Raw genomic sequence first — 23,057 nt, 5'->3', positions numbered from 1 at the left:
GGTTTCTTTTCTAAATTCACTTATAAAGAAGCTTTATATATACTTAGAACATCATCTTTATTTAATTTTTTAAAGTTACCAAATTCACCATACGCCATCGCTTTATTAGCCATTATATCAATTTCACTTTCTCCAATAGCGTAATCAGACAATGTTACTGGTGCCTCAATTGAAGTCCAAAATTGACGCAATGCCTCAATTCCTTCTAATGCCACTTCTTTATCTGTTTTGCCATCTGTTTCTATATCAAATACACGAATAGCGAACTGTTTAAAACGACTTACATTTTCCTCTACAACATGTTTCATCCAGTTCGGGAATAAAATCGCAAGGCCACCTCCATGCGGTATATCATGAACAGCAGAAACTGCATGTTCAATATTATGAGTTGCCCAGTCACCTCTTACTCCCATCGCTAAAATGCCATTTAACGCCATCGTTCCGCAATATAAAATTGTTTCCCTATGCTCATAATTTTCTAAATCACTTAAAAGCTTAGGTGCTGTTTCAATGACTGTTCTTAAAACAGATTCACAATAACGGTCTTGTAGTTCTGTATTCGTTCCATGATGGAAATATTGTTCTAATACATGTGACATAATATCTACCATACCATAAATCGTTTGATCTCTCGGTACAGATGCAGTATGAACTGGATCTAAAATTGAAAACTGCGGGAATGTAACTGGGCTTCCCCATCCATACTTTTCATTCGTTTCCCAGTTTGTAATTACCGAGCCTGCATTCATTTCAGATCCTGTTGCTGCAAGAGTAAGTACAGTACCAAATGGTAATGCCTCACTAGCAAATGCTTTTTTCGTTACAATATCCCATACATCTCCATCATATTTGCTACCAGCAGCAATCGCTTTCGTACAGTCGATTACACTTCCTCCACCAACTGCTAAAATAAATTCGACTCCATTCTCTTTACAAATTTGAATCCCTTTCTTTACAGTTGATACACGAGGATTCGGTTCAACACCCGTCAATTCAAATACTTCTGCATTAATATCCTTTAAAATAGAGATTACATTATCATAAATACCGTTTCTTTTAATACTGCCTCCTCCATATACGAGAAGAACCTTCTTACCAAACTGTGGAATTTCAGTTTTTAACTGTTCTAATTGATCTTTACCGAAAATAAGTTTCGTTGGATTACGAAATACAAAATTTTGCATATTTCTTTACCATCCCTTCTATATGAAAAGCAACTATACTTTTGTATACCATATTTTTTTCATTTCACAAAAAGATTTGCTTAACAAAAAAGCCCCAGCCTAAAGGCTAAGACTTTTATTGATAATAAGGTGAGATCATTAAGTAAACAATAACACCAGATAAACTTACATATAACCAAATTGGCATCGTCCAACGTACAATTTTACGATGACGTGTTAATTGATTTGTAAAACCAAATACAAGTGCAAACAATGCAAGTGGTACAATAATTGCTGCCAGGATAATATGCGTAATTAAAATAATGAAGTACACATATTTAATAAACCCTTCTCCGCCAAAATGTGTTGCTGGCGCCAAGTAATGATACGATAAATAAGAAACACAAAATAGCAACGTCGTTGTAAATGCTGCGAGGATAAAACCACGGTGCATTTTCACATTCTTTTTAATAATAGAGTATAAAGCTGCTAATAAGAATACGAACGTAAAGCTATTAAAAATCGCATTTAACATTGGTAAAATTGTTACATCAAAATGTACTTCTCCTTCATAGCCAACAGGTCCAAAGAACAAAAATAAAATAATCGCATTTACAATTACAGAAAGCGTTATCACAATAGGAGCATAGCTTTTCTGATTTGTTGATTGATCCACCAAAATGGTCACTCCCTCTTCCTTCAAATATGTATACGTAACCTCACTATTTTAACATACTATTCACAGTGTAAATGTGACAATAGTTTGACACAGCAAGACAAGACAAAGAAAAAAATCCTTCTTAATAAAACTTCTTAAGAAGGATTTTATCGCTTTATTATTCAAATAGCAATGCGATTAGTTTTTGTTAAAAAATGTATCGCTATATGCTTGAAAAATTTCAGACACTTGATATCCCATTAAAGAAATTGCTGTTAATGAAAAGAAACCAATCATAAGAAATCGAAACCACATATAAATCTCCTCCTTGTATTTAGCTTAAAAAACATTCACTATATTACAAGTTGAGTGGCACTCTTCATCGTCACTTTCCTTTTTCCTTACAATTGCTGTAATAAATCGAATCATAAAGAAAACTACAAAAGGAAATTGTTCGTAATTCACATTGGCATAGTTTAGCAACGGCTCGCGCTGCATATCGAACGGAGATGAGAAGGAATAGAACATACCTTGCTCTTCCATATATACAATTACAATTTTCATGCAAAATACGATTCCTAGAAACGAAACAATATCTTGCCATTCTGTTGTATATAACAGGTTATACAGCTCTAATACATACTCTTCCATCATCATCCCCCCTTCCTTTTTTACCATTTTGCTCGCCTTCGTATAAAAAGTCAAGAAAAAAGTTTATATTCACTATGACAATAGTAATTACTTGTTTCTATGATTATATATGATTCTTTTATAGCAATGATTGGGTGTAACTCTCTTCGAAAATAAGAAAATTAGAATCGAACAGATTCCTCATTCTTACTTTTAGGATTCAAAACTGTGCTATTTTTATTTCTATTAAAAATAAAATAAGAAAGTATTATAAGAACTGTAACAAACATTGTTAAAAGTGCTTGTGAACGTAAAGTATCAATTGCGAACATCGCAACTAAAACTGCTATAATAGCAGCAATTGTAACATACGTTACATACGGAAAAAGCCACATTTTCACTTTCAAATTTTGTTGTTCTACTTTCCCCATTTTTTTACGCATCTTTAAATGCGAAACTGCAATAACGAGATAAACTAGTAGCGCAATCCCGCCAGATGCATTCACTAAAAACAAAAAGACTTTATCTGGAGAAATGTAACTAAACACAACTCCAATATAAGCGAAGAACGTTCCGAATAAAACGGCCCGAACAGGAACACCACTACTGTTCAATTTTAAAAATGACTTTGGAGCATCTCCTCTTTCTGCCATTGAAAAAAGCATTCTTGAATTTGTATATAATCCTGAATTTAAGCAAGAAAGCACAGCTGTTAAAACGATAAAATTCATAATTTGCGCTGCCGCTGGTATTCCTATATGTTCAAGTACAGCTACAAATGGACTTTTTAATATGTTTGCTGAATTCCATGGCAGTAGTGTAACAACTACCGCTATAGACCCAATAAAAAATACAAGAATACGCCAAATCACACTGTTTGTTGCTGTTTTTACTGCTTTTACAGGTTCTGCAGATTCACCTGCTGCTACTGCTACAATCTCTGATCCCATAAATGAAAATATAACGACAGTAATTCCAAGCAATACCGAACTTATACCGTTTGGCATAAATCCACCTTGTCCAATTAAATTCGAAGTGCCGGGTGCTTCTGTTCCTGGAACAAATCCTAAAATAACAGCAAGACCTAGACAAAGGAACAAAACAATACTTATTACTTTAATAAAAGAAAACCAATATTCAAACTCTCCAAATGATTTTACCGAAAAAACGTTCGTCAGCGTTAATAAAATTGTTAATATTAAACTTAATAACCAAAGCGGTATTTGTGGAATCCAATATTGGATAATACCAGCACCTGCTGTGGCTTCTATTGCAATAACAATTACCCAGAAAAACCAGTATAACCAGCCTATTGTATAACCCGCCCAAGGACCAATCGCTTCTCTTGCATACGTTGCAAATGAACCACTTGTCGGATTAACAGCTGCCATTTCTCCTAGCATTCTCATGACGAAAATGACTAGAAGTCCTGCTAATGCATATGAAACGATAGAACCTGGTCCTGCCGAATGTACAACTGCACCACTTCCAACAAACAAACCAGCCCCTATTACGCCGCCAATTGAGATCATTGTAATGTGGCGTATTTTGAGGTCTTTCTTTAGATTTTTATCCAAATCTTGTACATCCCCTTCCAAACTAAATTTTGAAATTTATGTAAGAGTACTGTGCGAAAGATTTTGTCCTATACTTTAAAATATATCAAAATATTCTGAATTTAACAATTACAATTCAACCTCCTTCAAAAATTATTACATTAGGTTTAATACTTTCCTATACACAATTGTTGAGAAAATTATAGTCCTCTTACAAAAGAAAGAACTTTCAGATATTATTAAATAAACAAGATTATACATCTAGACAACTTTTTGTATAGGAGTGTTGATATGTTAAACAAGTTCAAATTTTTTTGTTGTATTTTAGTAATGTTCTTACTTCTACCGCTATCCCCTTTCCAAGCACAAGCAGCAAACAATTTAGGTTCAAAATTACTCGTTGGATACTGGCATAACTTTGATAACGGTACTGGCATTATTAAATTAAAAGACGTTTCACCAAAATGGGATGTAATCAATGTATCTTTTGGTGAAACTGGTGGTGATCGTTCCACTGTTGAATTTTCTCCTGTGTATGGTACAGATGCAGACTTCAAATCAGATATTTCTTATTTAAAAAGTAAAGGAAAGAAAGTAGTTCTTTCAATAGGTGGACAAAATGGAGTCGTTTTACTTCCTGACAATGCCGCTAAGCAACGTTTTATTAATTCCATACAATCTCTAATCGATAAATACGGTTTTGATGGAATAGATATTGACCTTGAATCAGGTATTTATTTAAACGGAAATGACACTAATTTCAAAAACCCAACTACTCCCCAAATCGTAAATCTTATATCAGCTATTCGAACAATCTCAGATCATTATGGTCCAGATTTTCTATTAAGCATGGCTCCTGAAACAGCTTATGTTCAAGGCGGTTATAGCGCATACGGAAGTATCTGGGGTGCATATTTACCGATTATTTACGGAGTGAAAGATAAACTAACATACATTCACGTTCAACACTACAATGCTGGTAGCGGGATTGGAATGGACGGTAATAACTACAATCAAGGTACTGCAGACTACGAAGTCGCTATGGCAGATATGCTCTTACATGGTTTTCCTGTAGGTGGTAATCCAAATAACATTTTCCCAGCTCTTCGTTCAGATCAAGTCATGATTGGGCTTCCAGCAGCACCGGCGGCAGCTCCAAGTGGTGGATACATTTCGCCAACTGAAATGAAAAAAGCTTTAAATTATATCATTAAAGGCGTTCCGTTCGGAGGAAAGTATAAACTTTCTAACCAGAGTGGCTATCCTGCATTCCGCGGCCTAATGTCTTGGTCTATTAATTGGGATGCAAAAAACAACTTTGAATTCTCTAGTAACTATAGAACATATTTTGATGGTCTTTCCTTGCAAAAATAATAAAAAACAACAATAGGTTATAGGGCCTATTGTTGTTGTTTTTTATTTATGTAAATTACTTTTTCACTTCTACATGATGAAAAGATTCTTTTTCATCTCTTACATAACTATTCACAAGACTTAAAAGTAATTTACCACCAATTAACATCGCTTGTTCATCAAAATCAAATTGAGGATGATGGTGTGGATATGTCGCTCCTATTTCTTCATTCCCCGCACCTGTGAAGAAAAATGCTCCAGGAACATGTTCTAAGTAGTATGCAAAATCTTCTCCCCCCATAATAGGTGGTACTTCCATGACCCGTTCTCTGCCAAGATCACGTTCCGCAACCGTCATAAAATGACGTGTTTCATCTACATGATTTATTAATATTGGATAGCCTCGTTTATATTGAATATTAACTTCAGCATGAAGAGACTGACAAATCCCTTCAACAACTCGTTTAAATTCCTTCTCCATATATTCTCTCACTTCAGGATCTAGCGTTCGAATGGTCCCTGTAAATGTAGCAGTATCTGCAATAATATTATCTGCTTGACCAGCATAAAATGTGCCTACTGTTAATACTGCAGATTGAAGCGGATCTACTTTTCTACTAACTAAAAGTTGTAATTGATTAATAACTTGCGTTGCGACGATAATAGTATCTACAGTATGATGCGGCATACCTCCATGACCACCTCGCCCTTGAACCTTCACTTCAAAAGAATCAGCTGCTGCCATCATTGCTCCAGCTCTTGCACCAACAATTCCTAATGGCATTTGAGAAGATAAATGTGTACCAAATACAACATCTACTCCCTCTAAACAACCATCCTCAATCATGGCAATTGCCCCACCAGGTTCTTTCTCTTCTGCATGTTGATGTATAAGAACTATTTTTCCAGAAAGCTGATCTCTATGGTCACTTAATATTTTTGCAACTCCTAAAAGTGTTGCTGTATGTCCATCATGCCCACAAGCGTGCATTACACCAGGAATCTTTGATTTATATGAAACTTGCTTTTCATCTTGGATAGGTAGTGCATCGAAATCAGCACGTAGCGCTATCGTCTTCCCAGGTCTTCCACCTTCAATTACGCCGATTACTCCTCTGCCCCCGATATTTGTTTTCACATCAATATGAAAACTTTTTAAGGTTTCAGCTATTTTTCTCGGCGTTTCTATTTCTTGAAACGATAGCTCTGGATATTGATGAAAATCTCTTCGCCATGAAACTATTTGGTTATATAAACTTTCCAATTCTTTATGCCATGTTTCTATCATAGAAATTCCCCTTTCTTTATTTAACACTTTAAACAAAATTTACATAATATTCAGTGTTTAATCAATAAAAAAAGAGAACTTTCTCTAAAAGTCCTCCTACTATTCTATTCACTATTTTGCTTCAACACAAAAACTGAAAGTTCAGGTACACTCCAAAATCTAACAGGCATCCTAGTAGTCCCAATGCCACGATTTACATATAAATATAACGGCTTACTCTTCCCCTCTACTTCATACATACCTTCAACATAGCTCTCAGCTAGTTTGGTAGTAATTAACGGACCTACAAAAGGAATTTGGACTTGTCCTCCGTGACTATGTCCTGACAGTTGAAGATCAACCGGGTAACGATTTATTTTGGTTACAACATCCGGCTCATGTACTAATAACATGTTGAAATCATTTTGTTTCAAGTTTTTTAAAGTTGAATCTATTTGCGGCTTCCCTAATAGAAAATCATCCAAACCTGATATTGTAATATATTTGCCGTTTTCCACTTTAATTTTCTGCACTTCATTTACTAATACAGAAAAACCAGCTTCCTCCATATATTCTTTGTAAAATAAACTACCGCCCCCACCCCTATCATGATTCCCAAACACAGCATATTTCCCTAAGGGAGCGTAAATTTTCTGCAAAATAGCCTTCGCTTCTTCTTTTTCCGCACTATAAGACCCAAATTTATCTATTAAATCCCCGGTAAAAACTACTATATCTGGATGTAATTCATTCATCTTCTCCACTAAATGTTCAAGTTGCTTCAGTGTAAACTGTGGTCCTAAATGTACATCTGAAAACTGTAATATTTTTTTATTATTAAATTCTTTAGGAATTGCAGAATCTTCTATTTCATTCCATGTAACTGTTACTAGTTTTCGTTCTATTTCTGTCGCATAATAATACAAACTTACTGGTATCATTAATATACTTATAAAACTAATAATAAATATCTTTATGATTGATTTTTTTCGTTCTTTTTTTACATGATTCGTATTCATGTTTTCACCTCTAGAAACACTTTAAATCCTTATTGTTACATTAATGTGACAACATGAATAATGTTCTTAATATGTAATTCCCTCCCTATTCACTTTGACAATTTTATACAGAAGTCATAACATATTTTTATAATACATAGATTTTTGAAATTTTCTCTATTCATTCCATCATTTTATTACGGAGGGGTTATTCATGTCTGTATTTACACCAGAAGAAATTACGGAACTTGCTGCGAATTCAGGAAGGAAAAAAGCTCATTTATCATTGCTCCCTATGCTAATTCTTGGTTTTTTTGGTGGTGCTTTTATCGCATTAGGATATTTACTCGATATTCATGTTATTGGGACAATGCCAAAATATTGGGGATCATTTTCTAGTTTTCTAGGCGCTGCTGTATTCCCTATTGGTCTTATTCTCGTTATTCTTGCAGGCGGTGAACTAGTAACTGGTAACATGATGACAGTTTCTATGGCCTGGCTTCAAAAGAAAATTACTTTATTTTATTTCATACGAAATTTAGTTATTGTTACATTTAGCAATTTCATAGGGGCTGTATTTGTAGCCTACTTTTTCGGTCATATCGTTGGCTTAACTGAAGGAGCTTTTTTAGCGAAAACTATTTCTATCGCTCAAGCGAAACTACAAGATACACCATTGCAAGCATTTATTTCTGCAATCGGATGTAACTGGCTCGTTTGTTTAGCTGTTTGGCTCAGTATGGGAAGTAAAGAATTTATCGGAAAGATTATCGGCATTTGGTTCCCGGTTATGACTTTTGTTGCGATTGGATTTCAACACGTTGTAGCCAATATGTTTGTCATCCCAGCCGCGATTTTTGCCGGTCATTTCACTTGGGCTGAATATTTTCCAAACTTTATTTTTGTTTTCTTTGGAAATTTAGTAGGAGGTATGTTATTTGTAGCACTACCTTACTCCATATCTTATAATAAGGAACTACCTTCTTATCAAGAGAAGACTGAAATGAAGAACAAATCTCTGTCCGCTTAAATGGAATGTCAATAAAGTGCCCTAAAAAAATATTACAAATTTCATTTTTTTTGCGAATATATGTACGTACACTTGTTCTCGAATGTTTTATACGTTATAATAACAACTTAAATAGCATTATTTACATATGAGGTGAAAAACATGAACAAAACAGAATTAATTAAAAACGTAGCACAAAATGCTGAGATTTCTCAAAAAGAAGCTACTGTAGTTGTACAAACTGTAGTAGAATCAATCACTAACACTTTAGCTGCTGGTGAAAAAGTACAACTTATCGGATTCGGTACATTCGAAGTTCGCGAAAGAGCTGCTCGTACAGGCCGTAACCCACAAACTGGTGAAGAAATGCAAATCGCAGCTTCTAAAGTACCTGCTTTCAAAGCTGGTAAAGAACTAAAAGAAGCTGTAAAATAATGAAAAATATCCTTCTCATTTATGAGAAGGATATTTTTTTCATAACATAATTAATAAATATCTGACCATTATGCTGTTTCTTTTGTTCTTTTATGCAAATAAAACCTTTACTTTCAAAAAAAGGTTTTGCGGTAATGCTCGCCTCTGTATATATCTCCCTATGCCCCAATTTCACTGCTTCTTTTTCTAACTTCTGTAGTATGTATGAAGCGACTCTTTTCCCTTGATGATCTTTATGTGTAAATAAACGATCTACGTAATGCTCATCGTTGTAATCCCCAAATCCCAATATTACACCGTTATGATCCGCTACATAACTAATATTCTTCTCTAAAGACTTTAACCAGCTTTCTCTATCTAGTTGATCCGGTGCCCACACCTGTAGCTGTAAATCATTATAATCTTTTGCATTAACCGTATGAACTGTCTCATAGAACATTTGTAATACTTGATCTAAATCTTCTTTCTGAAATGTCCTAATTATAATATCTTTTAACATATATAAGTCTCTTTACCAAACTACCTCTTAACTTTTCTACTATATACAATTCCATATTTCTTCTTTATTATATCGTTTTAATTTCTATACGAACAAAAAAACAATACTTATTTAAAGTATTGTTTTTTTAATTCTATTCAATTACTTAATGCAGCTTTTTAAGATTTTAATTTAACTCTTTGTAATCGTAACGCATTTAATACAACGGATACAGAACTAAATGCCATCGCTGCTCCAGCAACCCAAGGGGCTAAGAAACCTAATGCCGCAATTGGAATTCCTAACGCGTTATAAGCTAATGCCCAGAATAAATTTTGTTTAATATTTCTTATCGTCATTTTACTCATAAAGATCGCATCAGCAATACTATTTAAGTCACCGCGGATTAACGTTATATCCGCTGCTTCCATCGCTACATCCGTTCCCGTTCCAATTGCCATACCAATGTTCGCTGTAGCAAGAGCAGGAGCATCATTTATCCCGTCTCCAACCATCGCTACTTTCTTACCATTTGCTTGCAGTTTTTTCACTTCTTCTGCTTTTCCTTCTGGCAATACTTCTGCAATTACGTAATCAATACCAACTTGCTTTGCAATTGCCTGAGCAGTTTGTGTATTATCTCCTGTAATCATCACAACGTCTAGACCCATTTTTTTCAGTCTTGCGATAGCTGCTTTTGAAGTATCTTTCACCGTATCCGCAACGGCAACTATACCAACATATTCTTTATCAATTGCAATAAGCATTGCTGTTTTTCCTTCTCGTTCTAGCGCTCCCATTGATTTAGAAACTTCTTCAATATCAATATTGAATTTCTTCATTAATCGACGTGTACCAATTAATAAGTGTTTTCCTTCTACAACTGATTCGATACCAAATCCCGGAATCGCTTCAAACGTTTCTGAACTTGGGATATCAATTTTCTTTTCTTTAATTCCTTCTACAATCGCTTCTGCAAGTGGATGTTCAGAATTTCTTTCTGCTGCCCCTACTAATCTAAGCAATTCATTTTCATTGAATCCATCTGCTACAATTACATCTGTTAACACCGGCTTCCCATTTGTCACTGTACCCGTTTTATCTAAAATAACCGTATCTAATCGGTGCGTTGCTTCTAAATGCTCTCCACCTTTAAATAAAATACCATACTCTGCTGATCTTCCTGATCCTGCCATAATAGATGTAGGCGTTGCAAGACCTAATGCACATGGACAAGCGATAACAAGTACTGCTATCATTTTCTCAAGTGCTCCGCCAAAATCACCAGGTGTAACAAATATCATCCATACTGCAAATGTGATAATCGCAATCACAACTACAACCGGTACGAAAATACCTGAAATTTGATCTGCTACCCTTTGAATAGGAGCTTTTGAACCTTGTGCCTCTTCTACTACTTTAATAATTTGAGCTAATGCAGTATCTCTTCCTACCTTAGTTGCTTTCACTTTTAAAAAGCCATTTTTATTTATTGTCGAACCTATTACTACGTCCCCAATTGACTTATCAACAGGAATACTTTCACCCGTTAACATCGATTCATCAATTGCTGACTTTCCTTCTACAATTTCACCATCTACTGGTATTTTTTCACCAGGCTTTACATAGACGATATCACCAGCTACTACTTCTTCAATCAAAATTTTTATTTCTGTTCCATCTCGCACAACTGTAGCTGTCTTCGCTTGTAAACCCATCAATTTTTTAATTGCTTCTGATGAGCGCCCTTTTGCTTTCGCTTCAAATAATTTACCTAAAATAATTAATGTAATAAGTACCGCACTTGTTTCAAAATATAAATCTGTCATATGTTCCGAAGAACCAATAGATTGAATACTTACATATACACTATAAAAATAAGCGGCCGACGTTCCAAGCGCCACGAGAACATCCATATTCGCACTTTTATTACGTAACGCTTTATAAGCCCCAACATAAAACTGTACACCAATGATAAATTGAACAGGAGTTGCAAGTGCTAGTTGCACCCAAGGATTCATTAACATATCTGGTAAATAAATAAACGACGTAAATGAGAAATGACTAACCATTGCCCAAAGTAACGGGAAAGATAAAATAAACGAAATAATAAACTTCTTCTTTTGTCTTTCAATTTCTTGTAATCGATGATCAGTTGATGCATCTTGATCATCTGGTTTCACTTCTAATTTATATCCTAGCTTCGTAATCGCGCTCTTCATTTCATTTACATTAACTTCATCAGGATTAAAGTCTACTGTAGCTGATTCTAAAGCAAAATTTACTGTCGCTTTGTTCACACCATCTAACTTATTTAAACGCTTTTCAACTCTATTTGAACATGCTGCACATGTCATTCCTGAAACAGTAAATTCGGCTTTATCACTTACAATTCCATATCCTAACGATTCAACTTTTTCTTTAAACTGTTGCGGATTTGTTTTAGTTGAATCGTATATTATTTTTGTTTTTTCAAGCGCAAAATTTACATTTGCCTCATGGACACCTTCTACTTTTTTTAGACCTTTTTCAATTCTATTTGCACATGCCGCACATGTCATTCCTGATATTTGAAGATTGGCCTCTTTTTTTTCATTCATGTCTCTCACCTCTATATACCCTTATGAGGTATAATTATTAGCAAAATAAATCGTACTTCATTTAAAGTACGATTTATTTCCATATCTAAAAATAATTATTGCACATCGTATCCTTGATCTTCGATTACAGCAACGATATCTTTTAATGTTACGGCAGACGAGTTGATAGTAACTTCAACAGTTCCTTCTGCTAGTTGAACCTTCACTTGTTCAACACCGTTTAGCTCTTTCACACTGCTTTCGATAGCATTTACACAATGTCCACAAGACATACCTTCAACTTGTAATGTTAACTGTTCCATTTAAAATCCTCCTCTTGTTTATTCATTGTTTGTTAATCACAACCTCATCTTACCATACCCCCCTAAGGTAATCAATGGTTTTTTGTCATGATTTTTCAATTTTTTTCTGAAAGTTTATTTTACACACACTTTTTCACACCCCTACAAGGATAAAGAAAAAAACAAGCCAGTTAAATACTAGCTTGTTTTTACGCTTTTGAAAAACGTTCAAATACTGTCATTAATTCTTCAATTGCTTCGTCACCATTTCCATTTTTAATAGCTCCTGAAACACAATGACTCGTATGATTTTTGAGAACGCCCATTCCTACTTTTTTCATCGCTGCATTAATCGCTGAAATTTGCACTAAAATATCTACGCAATAACGATCATTTTCAATCATGTTTTGAATACCGCGGACCTGTCCTTCAATTCTCTTTAATCTATTTATAATCTGTTCTTTTTCTTTTTCTGATCTATATGTTACTGCTTCATGCTCTTTATGATCCATATTATCACCTTCTTAAAGTTTCTCTTCATCCAATAAAACAATTGTTTTTTATGAGTATACCAATTATAGCATTAAATATCTACGCATGATACCCCATAAGAGTATATTTACGCTTTATGATTATTCTTAACAACACATTAGCTTCTTAATCTCAATTTTCAGTATACCCTTTCCTTTTGTCAAAAAAATCATTATATCTCTCATCAAAATTCAATAAAATGAAACAAGAATAAGCGGGGATTACCCGCCCCCGCTTATCCTTCGTCTATAATATTAAAAACTTAATTTTCAGCTATTTAATCTAGAAATTTTTTCTTTCCATATATAATTATTGCTGATCACATACTTTTGTATCATTCACTACTGAAGTTCCTTCAACGGTTACCGTATGAAAACAGTCATTTACACGAACTGTCACAACATTATCTTGCCGATCAATAACGTGATATTCATTAAAATTTTTATTTAGAGCACTGCGAATTTGTTCTCCCTCATAAATTGGAATGCCATGTGATAAAACCCAAATAAGCCCAGCGATAGCAAGAATAGTTTTCATACGATCTACCTCCTTGAGAATATAGTGAACTTTTAATCCGTTCTTTTAGCTCCACTAATCATAAATGGAATGAACTAAGCCTTTTTGGAAATAAGTTCATTTCGTCTATTTTATGTTTATGCTAATTGTGAACGAATTGTGACAACTTTTTGTCTCTTTAGACGAAAAGTTGAAACAAAACTTTCAAAAAGGACAATTCTACTTGAACAAACGAAAGGCTATGGAGAATTTCTCCATAGCCTTTCGTTTGCATTTTATTAGACAATCATTCCAAATTATACGTGACTAATAAATCTTAACCCTTTACTTAAAGAAGTCGGCACAACAGATGCGTGATTCTCCCCTTCAGCTTCATAAAACGTAAATCTAAACTGATCGTGTTTTACTTGGAAAAGGCGATCTGATAATTCGTTTGCCCCTACAACCATATGCTCTCGTTCTAGTGACCCAACTGTAAGGAACACTCCCGTTTCAAACTTGGCACTGTTTAATTCATTTATAAGATTCTCTTCTTTTTCAAGAACAGATTGGTTATTCCACCAAATAGATGGACTACTAATAAAATAATTTTGAAAAGCATTTGCGTTTGTGAATAGTATATGTAAAGCAAATAAACCACCTAGTGAATGCCCAAATAACGTTTGTTTTCTTTTATCAATCTCGTAATTCTTTTCAATCTGCGGCTTTAATTCTTCTTCGATAAAAGTAAAGAAATTATGTGCTCCTCCTGTTTTTGGCCACGGTTTACCGTCTGGTTTTAAAGGCGCATCTTTTGAAATTACGCTAGGCGTAAAATCATAGCATCTTTCTTCACCTGAAAATGCCCCTTCAATCGGATAACCAATACCTACTATAATGGCTGGTGAAACACCTGTTTTCTCTGCTCTAACTGATTGTATTTTAACCGCTTCATGGAATGTTTGAAAAAAGGCATTGCCATCTAATACGTATATAACAGGATAGCCCGACTCTGGTGCTGGCTGCCTCGGTTTTGAAATATGAATTTGATATTCCTTACCTTCTATTTTCGAATACATTTTCCACTGTTCCGTATTAGATGTTATAATCTGCTGTTTTTCAATCGTAGTATTCATCTTATATCCCCCCTTTTTAACTCGTTACATATATTTCAACTTTCTCTTCTTTAAGTCCAACGCTATCGTACCCAAAACAAACAGGAGACCCATTATACGGATCAATCATGACACGCGCATCAATATGAAATACTTCTTTTAACACTTCATTTGTAATGATTTCTTCTGGGATACCAGTTGTAACGATTTCCCCTTCCTTCATTGCAATAATCTCATCTGAAAACCTTGCTGCATGGTTAATATCGTGTAGTACCATTACGACCGTACAATTATGTTCTTTATTTAATCTCTCCACAATTTGTAATACATCTAATTGATGAGACATATCAAGGTATGTTGTTGGCTCGTCTAATAGCAACACTTCTGTTTCTTGTGCTAATGCCATCGCTAGCCATACCTTTTGTCTTTGGCCTCCTGATAAATTTGCAATTTGTCTCGTTCGAAATTCAGAAGTTTTCGTTATATTTAATGCCCAATCAATCATTTCTTTATCTTTTGTCGTTAACTTATTCACGTTATTTCGATGTGGATAGCGTCCATAAGAAATTAATTCTTCCACTTTAAGTTCACCTGGCGCAATTGGAGTTTGCGGGAGTAAAGCTAACTGCTTCGCAATTTCTTTCGTTGGAATTGTATGTAAATCTTGTCCTTGCAAATATACTTTTCCGCTTTTTTGTTTTAAAATTCTTCCCATTGTTTTTAACAATGTCGATTTACCGCAACCGTTTGGACCTATAATTGTCGTTACTTTTCCTTCTTGTATTTCCACATTTAAATCGCGAAACACTGTAAGCTTTTCATAACTTGTTTCTAAATTTTTTGCACTTAAAATACTCAATTTTATTCCTCCTCTTACGCTTTCGCCTTATAAAGTAAATATAAGAAATACGGTACACCGACAATAGAAATAACGATTCCAACTGGTAGCTCTACAGGTGTGAAAACTGTTTTCGCAATAAAGTCTGAAGCAATTACAAGAAACATTCCGATTACGCCGCACGTAGGAATGATATGCTTATGCTGAATACCGACAAGCCTTTTCGCTATATGCGGTGCCATTAAACCAATAAAACCGATACTCCCTGAAACAGCAACACATGCACTCACAAGTCCGATACTACTTAATAGTAAAATTGATTTCTCTCGTTCTACTGAAACACCTAAACTTGTAATACTCGTTTCTTCCAATTGAAATAAATCTAATAAATAAGCTTTCTTTTGTATCAGTGGAATTAAGATAATAAGCCACGGTAACATAGCTACAATATACTTCCAGTTCGCACTATATATGCTTCCAGACACCCACACTGCAGCCATCTCGAAATCAGTTGACTTCATTTTGAGTGATAAGTACATAGAAAAGGCTCCAAATCCTGTCCCAATTGCAATGCCTGTTAATAAAAGTCGCTGCGAATCCAACTTACCGTTTTTCCAAGAAAACAGATAAATGATGATAGCTGCACCTAATCCGCCTACTAAACCAAACATTGGCATCATCATAATAGAAACCCAGTCTGTGCTTTTTAATTGCCCTTGAAAGAAAAACATAAAAATGACGATCGCTGTTCCTGCTCCGGCATTTACTCCTAAAATACCTGGGTCTGCCAATCCATTTCTCGTAATCCCTTGAATAACGGCACCTGCAACACCAAGGCCTAATCCTACTAATCCAGCAATTACAATACGCGGAAGACGAAACTCAAAAATAACTAAATCATGTTCTGGTACTGGTTCAATTCTAAAAAGTGTTTTAAATACATCTGTAATCGTAATATCAAACGTACCATTCGTTAAACTAATGTAAATGGCACATAGTATTAAAAATACAATAATCCCCATCGTCATCCCGAAACGTTGACTTGAACTTTTAAGCATGTCTCTCTCCTCCTCTTGTACGAATTAAATAAAGGAAGAAAGGAATTCCAATTAAAGATGTTACGACTCCAATTGGCGTTTCAAATGGATAATTTACAAACCTACTTAAAACATCACATAAAGCTAAGAAAACGCCGCCAATAATGCCTGCACATGGCAAAATCCACTTATAATCTACCCCAATTATAAAGCGGGTAATGTGCGGAATAATTAAACCTACAAAACCAACTTTCCCCACTAAAGCAACTGCTGTTCCTGTTAAAAAGATAACTGATAAAATTGCCATCGCTTTAACTAGTTTTGTACGCTGTCCTAAATTAATAGAAACCTCTTCGCCTAATGAAAGAATGGTAATAGATTTTGATATTAACAACGCTAAAATTATTCCAATTATCCCAAACGGTATCGTGATTTTAATTATATTAGGATCTACTTGATCTAACTTTGCATTAAACCAAAAACTAACATTTTGAGAAATTTGAAAATACGAAGCCATGGCAGCCGATACACTGCTTAAAAATGTTCCAATAACTGTTCCTATAATCGCTAACCTAACTGGTGATAAGCCATTTTGAAGGAGCGAACCAAAACCAAACACGATACCAGCTCCTAGTGCAGAACCAATCATTGAACATACAACCATACCAATTGATGACATTCCCGGAAGAAAAATCATGCTAAGCGTAATAACAAAGGCAGCACCATCCGTCACACCCATAATAGAAGGGGATGCAAGATAGTTTCTTGTCATCCCCTGCATAAGTGCTCCTGATATGGCTAGAAATGCTCCGACTAAAAGAGCTGCAACTACCCTTGGTAAACGTGAAGTAATAATAATATTATGATTTACATCACTTGAATCAAAATGAAATAATGCGTTCCACACTGTTTCAGCATCAATACTTTTCGCCCCATACAAAATCGAAAGTATAACTGTAAATAAGATGAGTATGGGTGCTATACATAATATAGTTACTGGTACTGCATTTGTTTTCTGCATATCATTCAACGCACCTTACTTATTGTATTATTTAGATAAATTTTTCACTGCTTCTTTTAAGAATGCTGTTTTACTCCAAGCAGTACCACCTTGTGCCATTGGATCTACGACATTTACAAATACTTTCTTTTCCTTCGCAGCATTCATACTTTGCCAAATTGGATTGCTTTCAATTTCTTCTAACACTTTCGGGTTTTTATTTTCACTTGCCTCATATTGTAAGAAAATATAATCCGGGTTAAGTTCAGCAAGTTTTTCAAATGAAATTTTCTCTTGTGCTTTTACAGTTTTCAATTGTTCTGGAGCAGTTAGTCCAAGATCTTTATAAATTACAGGGTTGAAGTATACTCCTTCTGGATATAGGAATAATTCATTTGCTCTTAGTCTTATGACAAGTACTTTTTTATCTTTTAACTTATCTCCTAGTTTTGCTTTTGCTTTTTCAGCATCCGAATTGTAATCCTTAATAATTTTTTCTGCTTTATCTTTTTTACCAGTTAATTCTCCCATTAACTTTAAGTTATCTTCCCAATTTGTTGAAACGTGTGATACCGGGAATGTAGGAGCTACTTTTGTAAACTTTTCAGCTGTTTCTGCTGGGAATTTCGTACTCGATGTAATAACATCTGGTTTTAATTGTAGTAATGTTTCGAAATTTGGTTGCATTTTCTCACCAACAGATTTAGCACCTTCTAACTCTTTTTCAAGATATTTTGGTAATTTACCACCTACAGTAATGGCACCAACTGGTTTAATTCCAAGTACTGCCGCATCTTCCATTGACTCTAAACTAGCTGTCGCAATTTTATCTACTTTTGCTGGCACTGTATACTCTTTACCTAAATATGTAATTTTTCGTTTTTCATCTTTTTTCGTTTCCGTAGCTTTTGTCTGTTGTTTTTGCTCACCTGAAGTTTTATCCGCACTATTACATGCCGCTAAACCTACACTTAAAACTGTAACCATCCCTAAAGTAAATAATTTCTTGTTCATCTTTATATGTCTCCTCTCGAATTTTCAAACTATATTCTCAATAAAATTCAACTATATGAATCTTGTCTTACATATATATTTCATTAGATTAATAATTCTATCCAGAACTCATTCTCGTTCACTTCCCCTAAGCTATAATTCTTTTATACCTCATCCATTGATAACGCTTTTCATTGATAATGATTATCGTTACTAAGTATATATTTAATATGCAATTATTTCAAGAATGATTTGAAAAATTTTAACAAACTGAATTAAAAAAAGAAGTATTCCCCTAATATTAGGGAGATACTTCTTTTTTTAGAAATTGATATGTAATTCAACTGGACAATGGTCTGATCCCATTACTTCACTATTAATTTTCGCTTCTGTTATTTGGTCTTTCATTCTTTCCGAAACAACAAAATAATCTAAACGCCATCCGATATTTTTCGCTCTCGCGCCCATACGATACGACCACCACGAGTATGCATCTTCTTGATCAGGATAAAGGTAACGATACGTATCAATAAATCCTTCTTCTAAAATACATGAAAATTTCTCTCGTTCCTCATCAGAGAATCCAGGGTTTTTACGATTACTTTTTGGATTTTTCAAATCGATTTCTTTATGAGCAACATTTAAGTCTCCACAAAAAATAACTGGTTTTTTCTCATCTAATCGTTTGATATAGGACCTGAAATCATCTTCCCATTTCATTCTGTAATCTAATCGTTCTAATCCACGTTTTGAATTTGGTGTATATAACGTTATCATATAAAAATCTTCGAATTCTAAAGTAATAAGTCGCCCTTCTTGATCATGCTCTTCAATGTCTAAACCATATGTAACTGAAAGCGGTTCTTTCTTCGAAAAAATAGCCGTTCCTGAATATCCTTTTTTCACAGCATAATTCCAGTATGTATAATATCCCTCTAGATTTAAATCAATTTGCCCTTCTTGTAATTTAATCTCTTGTAGACAAAATATATCAGCACTTGATTCCTCGAGATATTCCAAAAATCCACCTTTTGCGATAACTGCTCGCAAACCATTTACATTCCATGAAATTAACTTCACTTTTAGCCCTCCTCTTGATGTTTATTTCCAAATTTCATGCTATCACAAAATAGAAAAACAATCATATTTTCATCTTTGTAATCTTGCTCTTACATTTATGAATACATACATACGGACTTTATTCAGGTTATACTAATTTCAGAGGTGATGTTCTTTGCACAATGAAGGAGTTACATTAACAAATGAGTATTGGCAAGCAATTATTCATAATGATTCTTCCTATGATAGCAAATTCTTTTATGCTGTGAAATCAACTGGAATCTTTTGCAGACCATCATGCAAATCAAGAATACCGAATAGAAACAATGTACGAATTTTTCATCATGCAGAGCAAGCATTAAGTGAAAACTTTCGCCCGTGCAAACGTTGTAAGCCAAATGGGATCACTTTACCTAATGAAGAGTGGGTAGAACAAATTAAAGACTATATCGAAAAGCATTATGACGAATCCTTAACTCTCGACATGCTTGCGGAAATGTGTCACGGTAGCCCTTTTCATTTACAGCGTACTTTCAAAAGAATAATAGGGCTAACTCCTATAGAATATATACAACAATTCAGGGTTCTTAAAGCAACCGAATACCTTTTACACACAAATCAATCTATTAAAGAAATTAGTACTGCTGTCGGGATAGAAAACCCAGAGTATTTCGCAACTTTATTTAAAAAGAAAACCGGATTTACTCCTACTGAATATCGAAAAAAGAACGAAATGAAAGAGGGATACGATAATGAATTCCTACAAAAATAATTATATATATTGGACGCTACTTACACATAAAAATTGGCGATTTCATATTGCTGCAACTGAAAATGGACTATGTTTTATTGGATCACAAGACGAAAACTTTGAAGAATTAAATATATGGGCTAGAAAAAATATGCCCCAACATATATTGATTCATACTCCAGATTACTTGCAAATATATAAACAAGAAGTTATCGAGTATTTAGAAAACAAGCGAGAAACTTTTACATTTCCTATCGATGCTTATGGAACTAATTTTCAATTATCTGTTTGGAATGCGGTACGTGAAATTCCTTATGGAAAGACCTATTCTTATACAGAAATTGCTGAAAGAATTCAAAAACCTAAAGCTGTGCGCGCCGTTGCTTCTGCTATTGCTGCTAACCCTCTTCTTATTACCATTCCTTGTCACCGCGTTATTGGGAAGAATGGGAAACTAACCGGATTTAGGGGCGGATTAGAAATGAAGAAAAAATTGCTTACATTAGAAAAGTTGCAGGTGGAATTCATATGACAGCAGAATATAATAGCGCATTATCTATAGCAGTTCCAAAAGAATTTTGTTTCCAAGAAAATTTACGTTATCTATCACGTTCTAATAATGAATGTATGTTCCATATTGAAGATAACAAAATTTATAAAGTTATCCCTGTTCAAGATGTAAATCCTTTAGTTGAAATTAGTGTGAATACAGATGGAAATATTCAAATGCGTTGTTTAGAAGAATCATATACATCTGAAAAATCGATACGTGAAGCTGTAGCTAACTATGTAAAAGAATGGTTTGATTTAACTACTGATTTAACCCCCTTTTATACATTAGCTAAACATGATTTACTCCTTCAAGGACCAATTGAACAATATTATGGCCTTCGTACTTTAGGTATTCCAGACTTATTTGAGGCACTTTCCTGGGGAATTATCGGTCAACAAATTAACCTAACATATGCTTATACGCTAAAAAGAAGATTAGTTGAGCAATTTGGAAGTTATGTAGAATGGGACGGTAGAAAACATTGGATATTCCCATCACCTGAAACAATTGCAAATCTACATGTAGAAGATCTTCAACAACTAAAACTGACGACTAGAAAATGTGAATATTTAATCGGTATTGCGAAGCTTATTACAGAGAGAAAACTATCAAAAGAGGATTTACTGCAAACACAAGATGTAAAAGTTGCTGAGAAACAATTAACTGCTATCCATGGTATAGGCCCATGGACTGCCAACTACGTTTTAATGCGTTGTTTAAGATTTCCTTCAGCTTTTCCAATTGATGATGTTGGTCTGCATAATGCAATTAAATTTATAACAGGTTCCGAAAATAAACCGACTAAAAATGAAATAAAAGATTTCGCGGCAAACTGGGCTAATTGGGAGTCTTATGCGACTTTTTATTTGTGGCGAGTACTATATTAAAAGAACCCAAGTAGCACATTCGTACTACTTGGTTCTTTTTTAAGCTTGCTCCTCAAAACGTCTTGCAATTTCCACAATAACTTGAACGGCTTTTTCCATAGTATCTACCGAAACATACTCAAATTTACCGTGATAATTTTCACCACCAGTGAAAATATTCGGCGTCGGTAATCCCATATATGATAATTGTGATCCATCTGTGCCTCCGCGAATCGGATGAATATTCGGTTCAATGTCTAAACTTTTCATTGCTTCATATGCAATATCAACAATTTCTCTTACCGGTTCAATTTTTTCAAGCATGTTATAGTATTGATCATTCATTTCTAAAACGACTGCATCTTCGCCATACTTTTCTTGCATAGTCTTCACAATATTTTCAACGTTATTTTTACGCGCCTCAAAATTTTCACGATCAAAGTCTCGAATAATATAATACGCTTTACTTTGCTCAACATCACCACTTAAAGAAAGTAAATGATAGAATCCTTCATAGCCTTCTGTATATTCTGGCGCCTCTTCTACTGGTAAATACCCGTTAAACTCCATAGCCAGTTTAGTAGCATTGCGCATTTTATTTTTCGCTGTTCCAGGATGTGTATTCGTTCCGTTAAACGTTAACTTAGCACCTGCAGCATTAAAACTTTCATACTCTAAACCACCTAATGGGCCTCCATCCATCGTATAAGCAAATGATGCACCAAACGCCTCTACATCAAAATGCGCTGGCCCACGACCAATTTCTTCATCCGGTGTAAATGCTACTCTTATTTTCCCGTGCTTAATTTGCGGATTATGTATTAAATGGTTCATTGCAACCATAATTTCTGTAAGACCAGCTTTATCATCTGCTCCAAGAAGTGTCGTACCATCAGTTGTAATAATTGTATGGCCTTTATAAGATGGTAACTCTGGAAATTGTTCTGGTGTTAACACAACATTTAGCTCTTCATTTAACGTAATTGCGTTTCCGTCAAAGTTTTCATGAATTTGTGGTTTTACATTTTCCCCTGTAAAATCTGTTGCTGTATCTAAATGTGCTAAAAAGCCGATTACAGGAACATCCTTATCGGTATTAGCCGGAAGTGTTGCCATTACATACCCGTTATCGTCCATCGTTACTTCTGTTAACCCAATTTCTTTTAGCTCTTCCACTAATAACTTACCAAACTCAATTTGTCCTGGTGTTGTTGGTACTGTATGGCTTTCTTCATTTGATTGCGTATCAATTTTTACATATCTCGTAAATCTTTCAATAAGTTCTTGTTTCAAGTTCATTCACTCCCTTTTATGTTTCTCCCTCCATTATAATCCTTAAAACGAAATATTTTAACTTTTTTGACTGTGAAGATGTATATTTAATTTACATT

At 34.5% G+C, this 23,057-nt stretch carries 24 protein-coding genes; 6 read left to right on the top strand and 18 right to left on the bottom strand.

The window, feature by feature from the left end; all coding sequences use genetic code 11:
- Window positions 1-20: 20 nt before the first annotated feature.
- From MR143_RS22765 to gabP, 4 genes are all read right to left on the bottom strand, one after another.
- On the bottom strand, window positions 21-1,184 hold the full coding sequence (locus MR143_RS22765) for an iron-containing alcohol dehydrogenase (RefSeq protein WP_001179069.1): 1,164 nt from the start codon (window positions 1,182-1,184) through the stop codon (window positions 21-23).
- A 115-nt stretch (window positions 1,185-1,299) separates the two neighbouring features.
- Window positions 1,300-1,842 (bottom strand): DUF420 domain-containing protein, encoded by a 543-nt coding sequence (locus MR143_RS22760; RefSeq protein WP_000228316.1) that lies wholly within the window; start codon window positions 1,840-1,842, stop codon window positions 1,300-1,302.
- Window positions 1,843-2,160: 318 nt separating this feature from the next.
- Entirely contained in the window at window positions 2,161-2,499 is a 339-nt protein-coding gene (locus MR143_RS22755; RefSeq protein WP_157407007.1) for a hypothetical protein, read from the bottom strand.
- Between the two features lie 134 nt (window positions 2,500-2,633).
- The gene (gene gabP, locus MR143_RS22750; protein WP_000360113.1) at window positions 2,634-4,028 is read right to left on the bottom strand and encodes a GABA permease; all 1,395 of its coding nucleotides are present in this window, start codon (window positions 4,026-4,028) and stop codon (window positions 2,634-2,636) included.
- 270 nt (window positions 4,029-4,298) lie between these two features.
- On the opposite strand from gabP, the gene MR143_RS22745 reads away from it, so the two are divergent.
- Window positions 4,299-5,381 carry a chitinase gene (locus tag MR143_RS22745; protein ID WP_000932438.1) on the top strand — a complete coding sequence of 361 codons (1,083 nt, stop codon included), beginning with the start codon at window positions 4,299-4,301 and terminating at the stop codon, window positions 5,379-5,381.
- A 55-nt stretch (window positions 5,382-5,436) separates the two neighbouring features.
- Here the strand turns inward: MR143_RS22745 and MR143_RS22740 are convergent, their stop codons facing one another.
- Both MR143_RS22740 and MR143_RS22735 read right to left on the bottom strand, forming a co-directional pair.
- Window positions 5,437-6,648, bottom strand: a complete 1,212-nt coding sequence (locus MR143_RS22740) for a M20 metallopeptidase family protein (protein WP_000573496.1) — start codon at window positions 6,646-6,648, stop codon at window positions 5,437-5,439.
- Window positions 6,649-6,752: 104 nt separating this feature from the next.
- Window positions 6,753-7,646, bottom strand: coding sequence for a metallophosphoesterase (locus MR143_RS22735; protein WP_001095331.1), 894 nt, complete (start codon window positions 7,644-7,646; stop codon window positions 6,753-6,755).
- A 193-nt stretch (window positions 7,647-7,839) separates the two neighbouring features.
- Here MR143_RS22735 and MR143_RS22730 point away from each other — a divergent pair, with 193 nt between their 5' ends.
- Window positions 7,840-8,655, top strand: coding sequence for a formate/nitrite transporter family protein (locus MR143_RS22730; protein WP_000110538.1), 816 nt, complete (start codon window positions 7,840-7,842; stop codon window positions 8,653-8,655).
- 141 nt (window positions 8,656-8,796) lie between these two features.
- Window positions 8,797-9,069: an HU family DNA-binding protein gene (locus tag MR143_RS22725; RefSeq protein WP_001043904.1), complete on the top strand. Its 273-nt coding sequence runs from the start codon at window positions 8,797-8,799 to the stop codon at window positions 9,067-9,069.
- Between the two features lie 19 nt (window positions 9,070-9,088).
- On the opposite strand, the gene MR143_RS22720 is transcribed toward MR143_RS22725, so the two are convergent.
- The 11 genes from MR143_RS22720 to MR143_RS22670 all read right to left on the bottom strand — a co-directional run bounded on the left by MR143_RS22720 (window position 9,089) and on the right by MR143_RS22670 (window position 19,517).
- Window positions 9,089-9,568 (bottom strand): GNAT family N-acetyltransferase, encoded by a 480-nt coding sequence (locus MR143_RS22720; RefSeq protein WP_000910162.1) that lies wholly within the window; start codon window positions 9,566-9,568, stop codon window positions 9,089-9,091.
- A gap of 158 nt (window positions 9,569-9,726) precedes the next feature.
- Window positions 9,727-12,147, bottom strand: coding sequence for a heavy metal translocating P-type ATPase (locus MR143_RS22715; RefSeq protein ID WP_199717660.1), 2,421 nt, complete (start codon window positions 12,145-12,147; stop codon window positions 9,727-9,729).
- 95 nt (window positions 12,148-12,242) lie between these two features.
- Entirely contained in the window at window positions 12,243-12,449 is a 207-nt protein-coding gene (copZ, locus tag MR143_RS22710) for a copper chaperone CopZ (RefSeq protein ID WP_000436977.1), read from the bottom strand.
- Window positions 12,450-12,637: 188 nt separating this feature from the next.
- On the bottom strand, window positions 12,638-12,940 hold the full coding sequence (locus tag MR143_RS22705; RefSeq protein ID WP_000349639.1) for a metal-sensing transcriptional repressor: 303 nt from the start codon (window positions 12,938-12,940) through the stop codon (window positions 12,638-12,640).
- A 328-nt stretch (window positions 12,941-13,268) separates the two neighbouring features.
- Window positions 13,269-13,496 carry a hypothetical protein gene (locus MR143_RS22700; RefSeq protein WP_000849106.1) on the bottom strand — a complete coding sequence of 76 codons (228 nt, stop codon included), beginning with the start codon at window positions 13,494-13,496 and terminating at the stop codon, window positions 13,269-13,271.
- Between the two features lie 275 nt (window positions 13,497-13,771).
- The gene (locus MR143_RS22695) at window positions 13,772-14,590 is read right to left on the bottom strand and encodes an alpha/beta hydrolase (RefSeq protein WP_061884500.1); all 819 of its coding nucleotides are present in this window, start codon (window positions 14,588-14,590) and stop codon (window positions 13,772-13,774) included.
- 16 nt (window positions 14,591-14,606) lie between these two features.
- Window positions 14,607-15,428, bottom strand: coding sequence for an ABC transporter ATP-binding protein (locus MR143_RS22690; RefSeq protein WP_000025767.1), 822 nt, complete (start codon window positions 15,426-15,428; stop codon window positions 14,607-14,609).
- Window positions 15,429-15,442: 14 nt separating this feature from the next.
- The gene (locus tag MR143_RS22685) at window positions 15,443-16,465 is read right to left on the bottom strand and encodes a FecCD family ABC transporter permease (protein ID WP_000920457.1); all 1,023 of its coding nucleotides are present in this window, start codon (window positions 16,463-16,465) and stop codon (window positions 15,443-15,445) included.
- Window positions 16,458-17,465, bottom strand: coding sequence for a FecCD family ABC transporter permease (locus tag MR143_RS22680; RefSeq protein WP_001173065.1), 1,008 nt, complete (start codon window positions 17,463-17,465; stop codon window positions 16,458-16,460). The genes MR143_RS22685 and MR143_RS22680 overlap by 8 nt, the downstream gene beginning before the upstream one ends.
- Before the next feature lie 27 nt (window positions 17,466-17,492).
- Window positions 17,493-18,458 carry an iron-hydroxamate ABC transporter substrate-binding protein gene (locus MR143_RS22675; RefSeq protein WP_001035506.1) on the bottom strand — a complete coding sequence of 322 codons (966 nt, stop codon included), beginning with the start codon at window positions 18,456-18,458 and terminating at the stop codon, window positions 17,493-17,495.
- Window positions 18,459-18,758: 300 nt separating this feature from the next.
- On the bottom strand, window positions 18,759-19,517 hold the full coding sequence (locus MR143_RS22670; RefSeq protein ID WP_000767615.1) for an exodeoxyribonuclease III: 759 nt from the start codon (window positions 19,515-19,517) through the stop codon (window positions 18,759-18,761).
- A 154-nt stretch (window positions 19,518-19,671) separates the two neighbouring features.
- Between MR143_RS22670 and MR143_RS22665 the strand changes: the two genes are divergently transcribed.
- Genes MR143_RS22665 through MR143_RS22655 form a run of 3 tightly spaced genes read left to right on the top strand, consistent with a single transcriptional unit; the run spans window position 19,672 to window position 21,687 of the window.
- Entirely contained in the window at window positions 19,672-20,268 is a 597-nt protein-coding gene (locus MR143_RS22665) for a bifunctional transcriptional activator/DNA repair enzyme AdaA (protein WP_000551322.1), read from the top strand.
- Window positions 20,249-20,779 (top strand): methylated-DNA--[protein]-cysteine S-methyltransferase, encoded by a 531-nt coding sequence (locus MR143_RS22660; RefSeq protein WP_001089844.1) that lies wholly within the window; start codon window positions 20,249-20,251, stop codon window positions 20,777-20,779. The genes MR143_RS22665 and MR143_RS22660 overlap by 20 nt, the downstream gene beginning before the upstream one ends.
- Window positions 20,776-21,687 (top strand): DNA-3-methyladenine glycosylase 2, encoded by a 912-nt coding sequence (locus MR143_RS22655; RefSeq protein ID WP_199717661.1) that lies wholly within the window; start codon window positions 20,776-20,778, stop codon window positions 21,685-21,687. Before MR143_RS22660 ends, MR143_RS22655 begins: the two co-directional genes overlap by 4 nt.
- Before the next feature lie 39 nt (window positions 21,688-21,726).
- Here MR143_RS22655 and pepT read toward each other — a convergent pair whose 3' ends face one another.
- A complete protein-coding gene (gene pepT, locus MR143_RS22650) occupies window positions 21,727-22,959 on the bottom strand; it encodes a peptidase T (protein ID WP_000807004.1) in 1,233 nt (410 codons plus the stop codon).
- Between the last annotated feature and the right edge of the window lie 98 nt (window positions 22,960-23,057).

Source organism: Bacillus cereus group sp. BfR-BA-01347 (assembly GCF_022663835.1).
GTDB lineage: Bacteria > Bacillota > Bacilli > Bacillales > Bacillaceae_G > Bacillus_A > Bacillus_A thuringiensis_K.
Note: the sequence above shows the minus strand (reverse complement) of the source record. Positions and strands in the feature narration are given on the sequence as shown.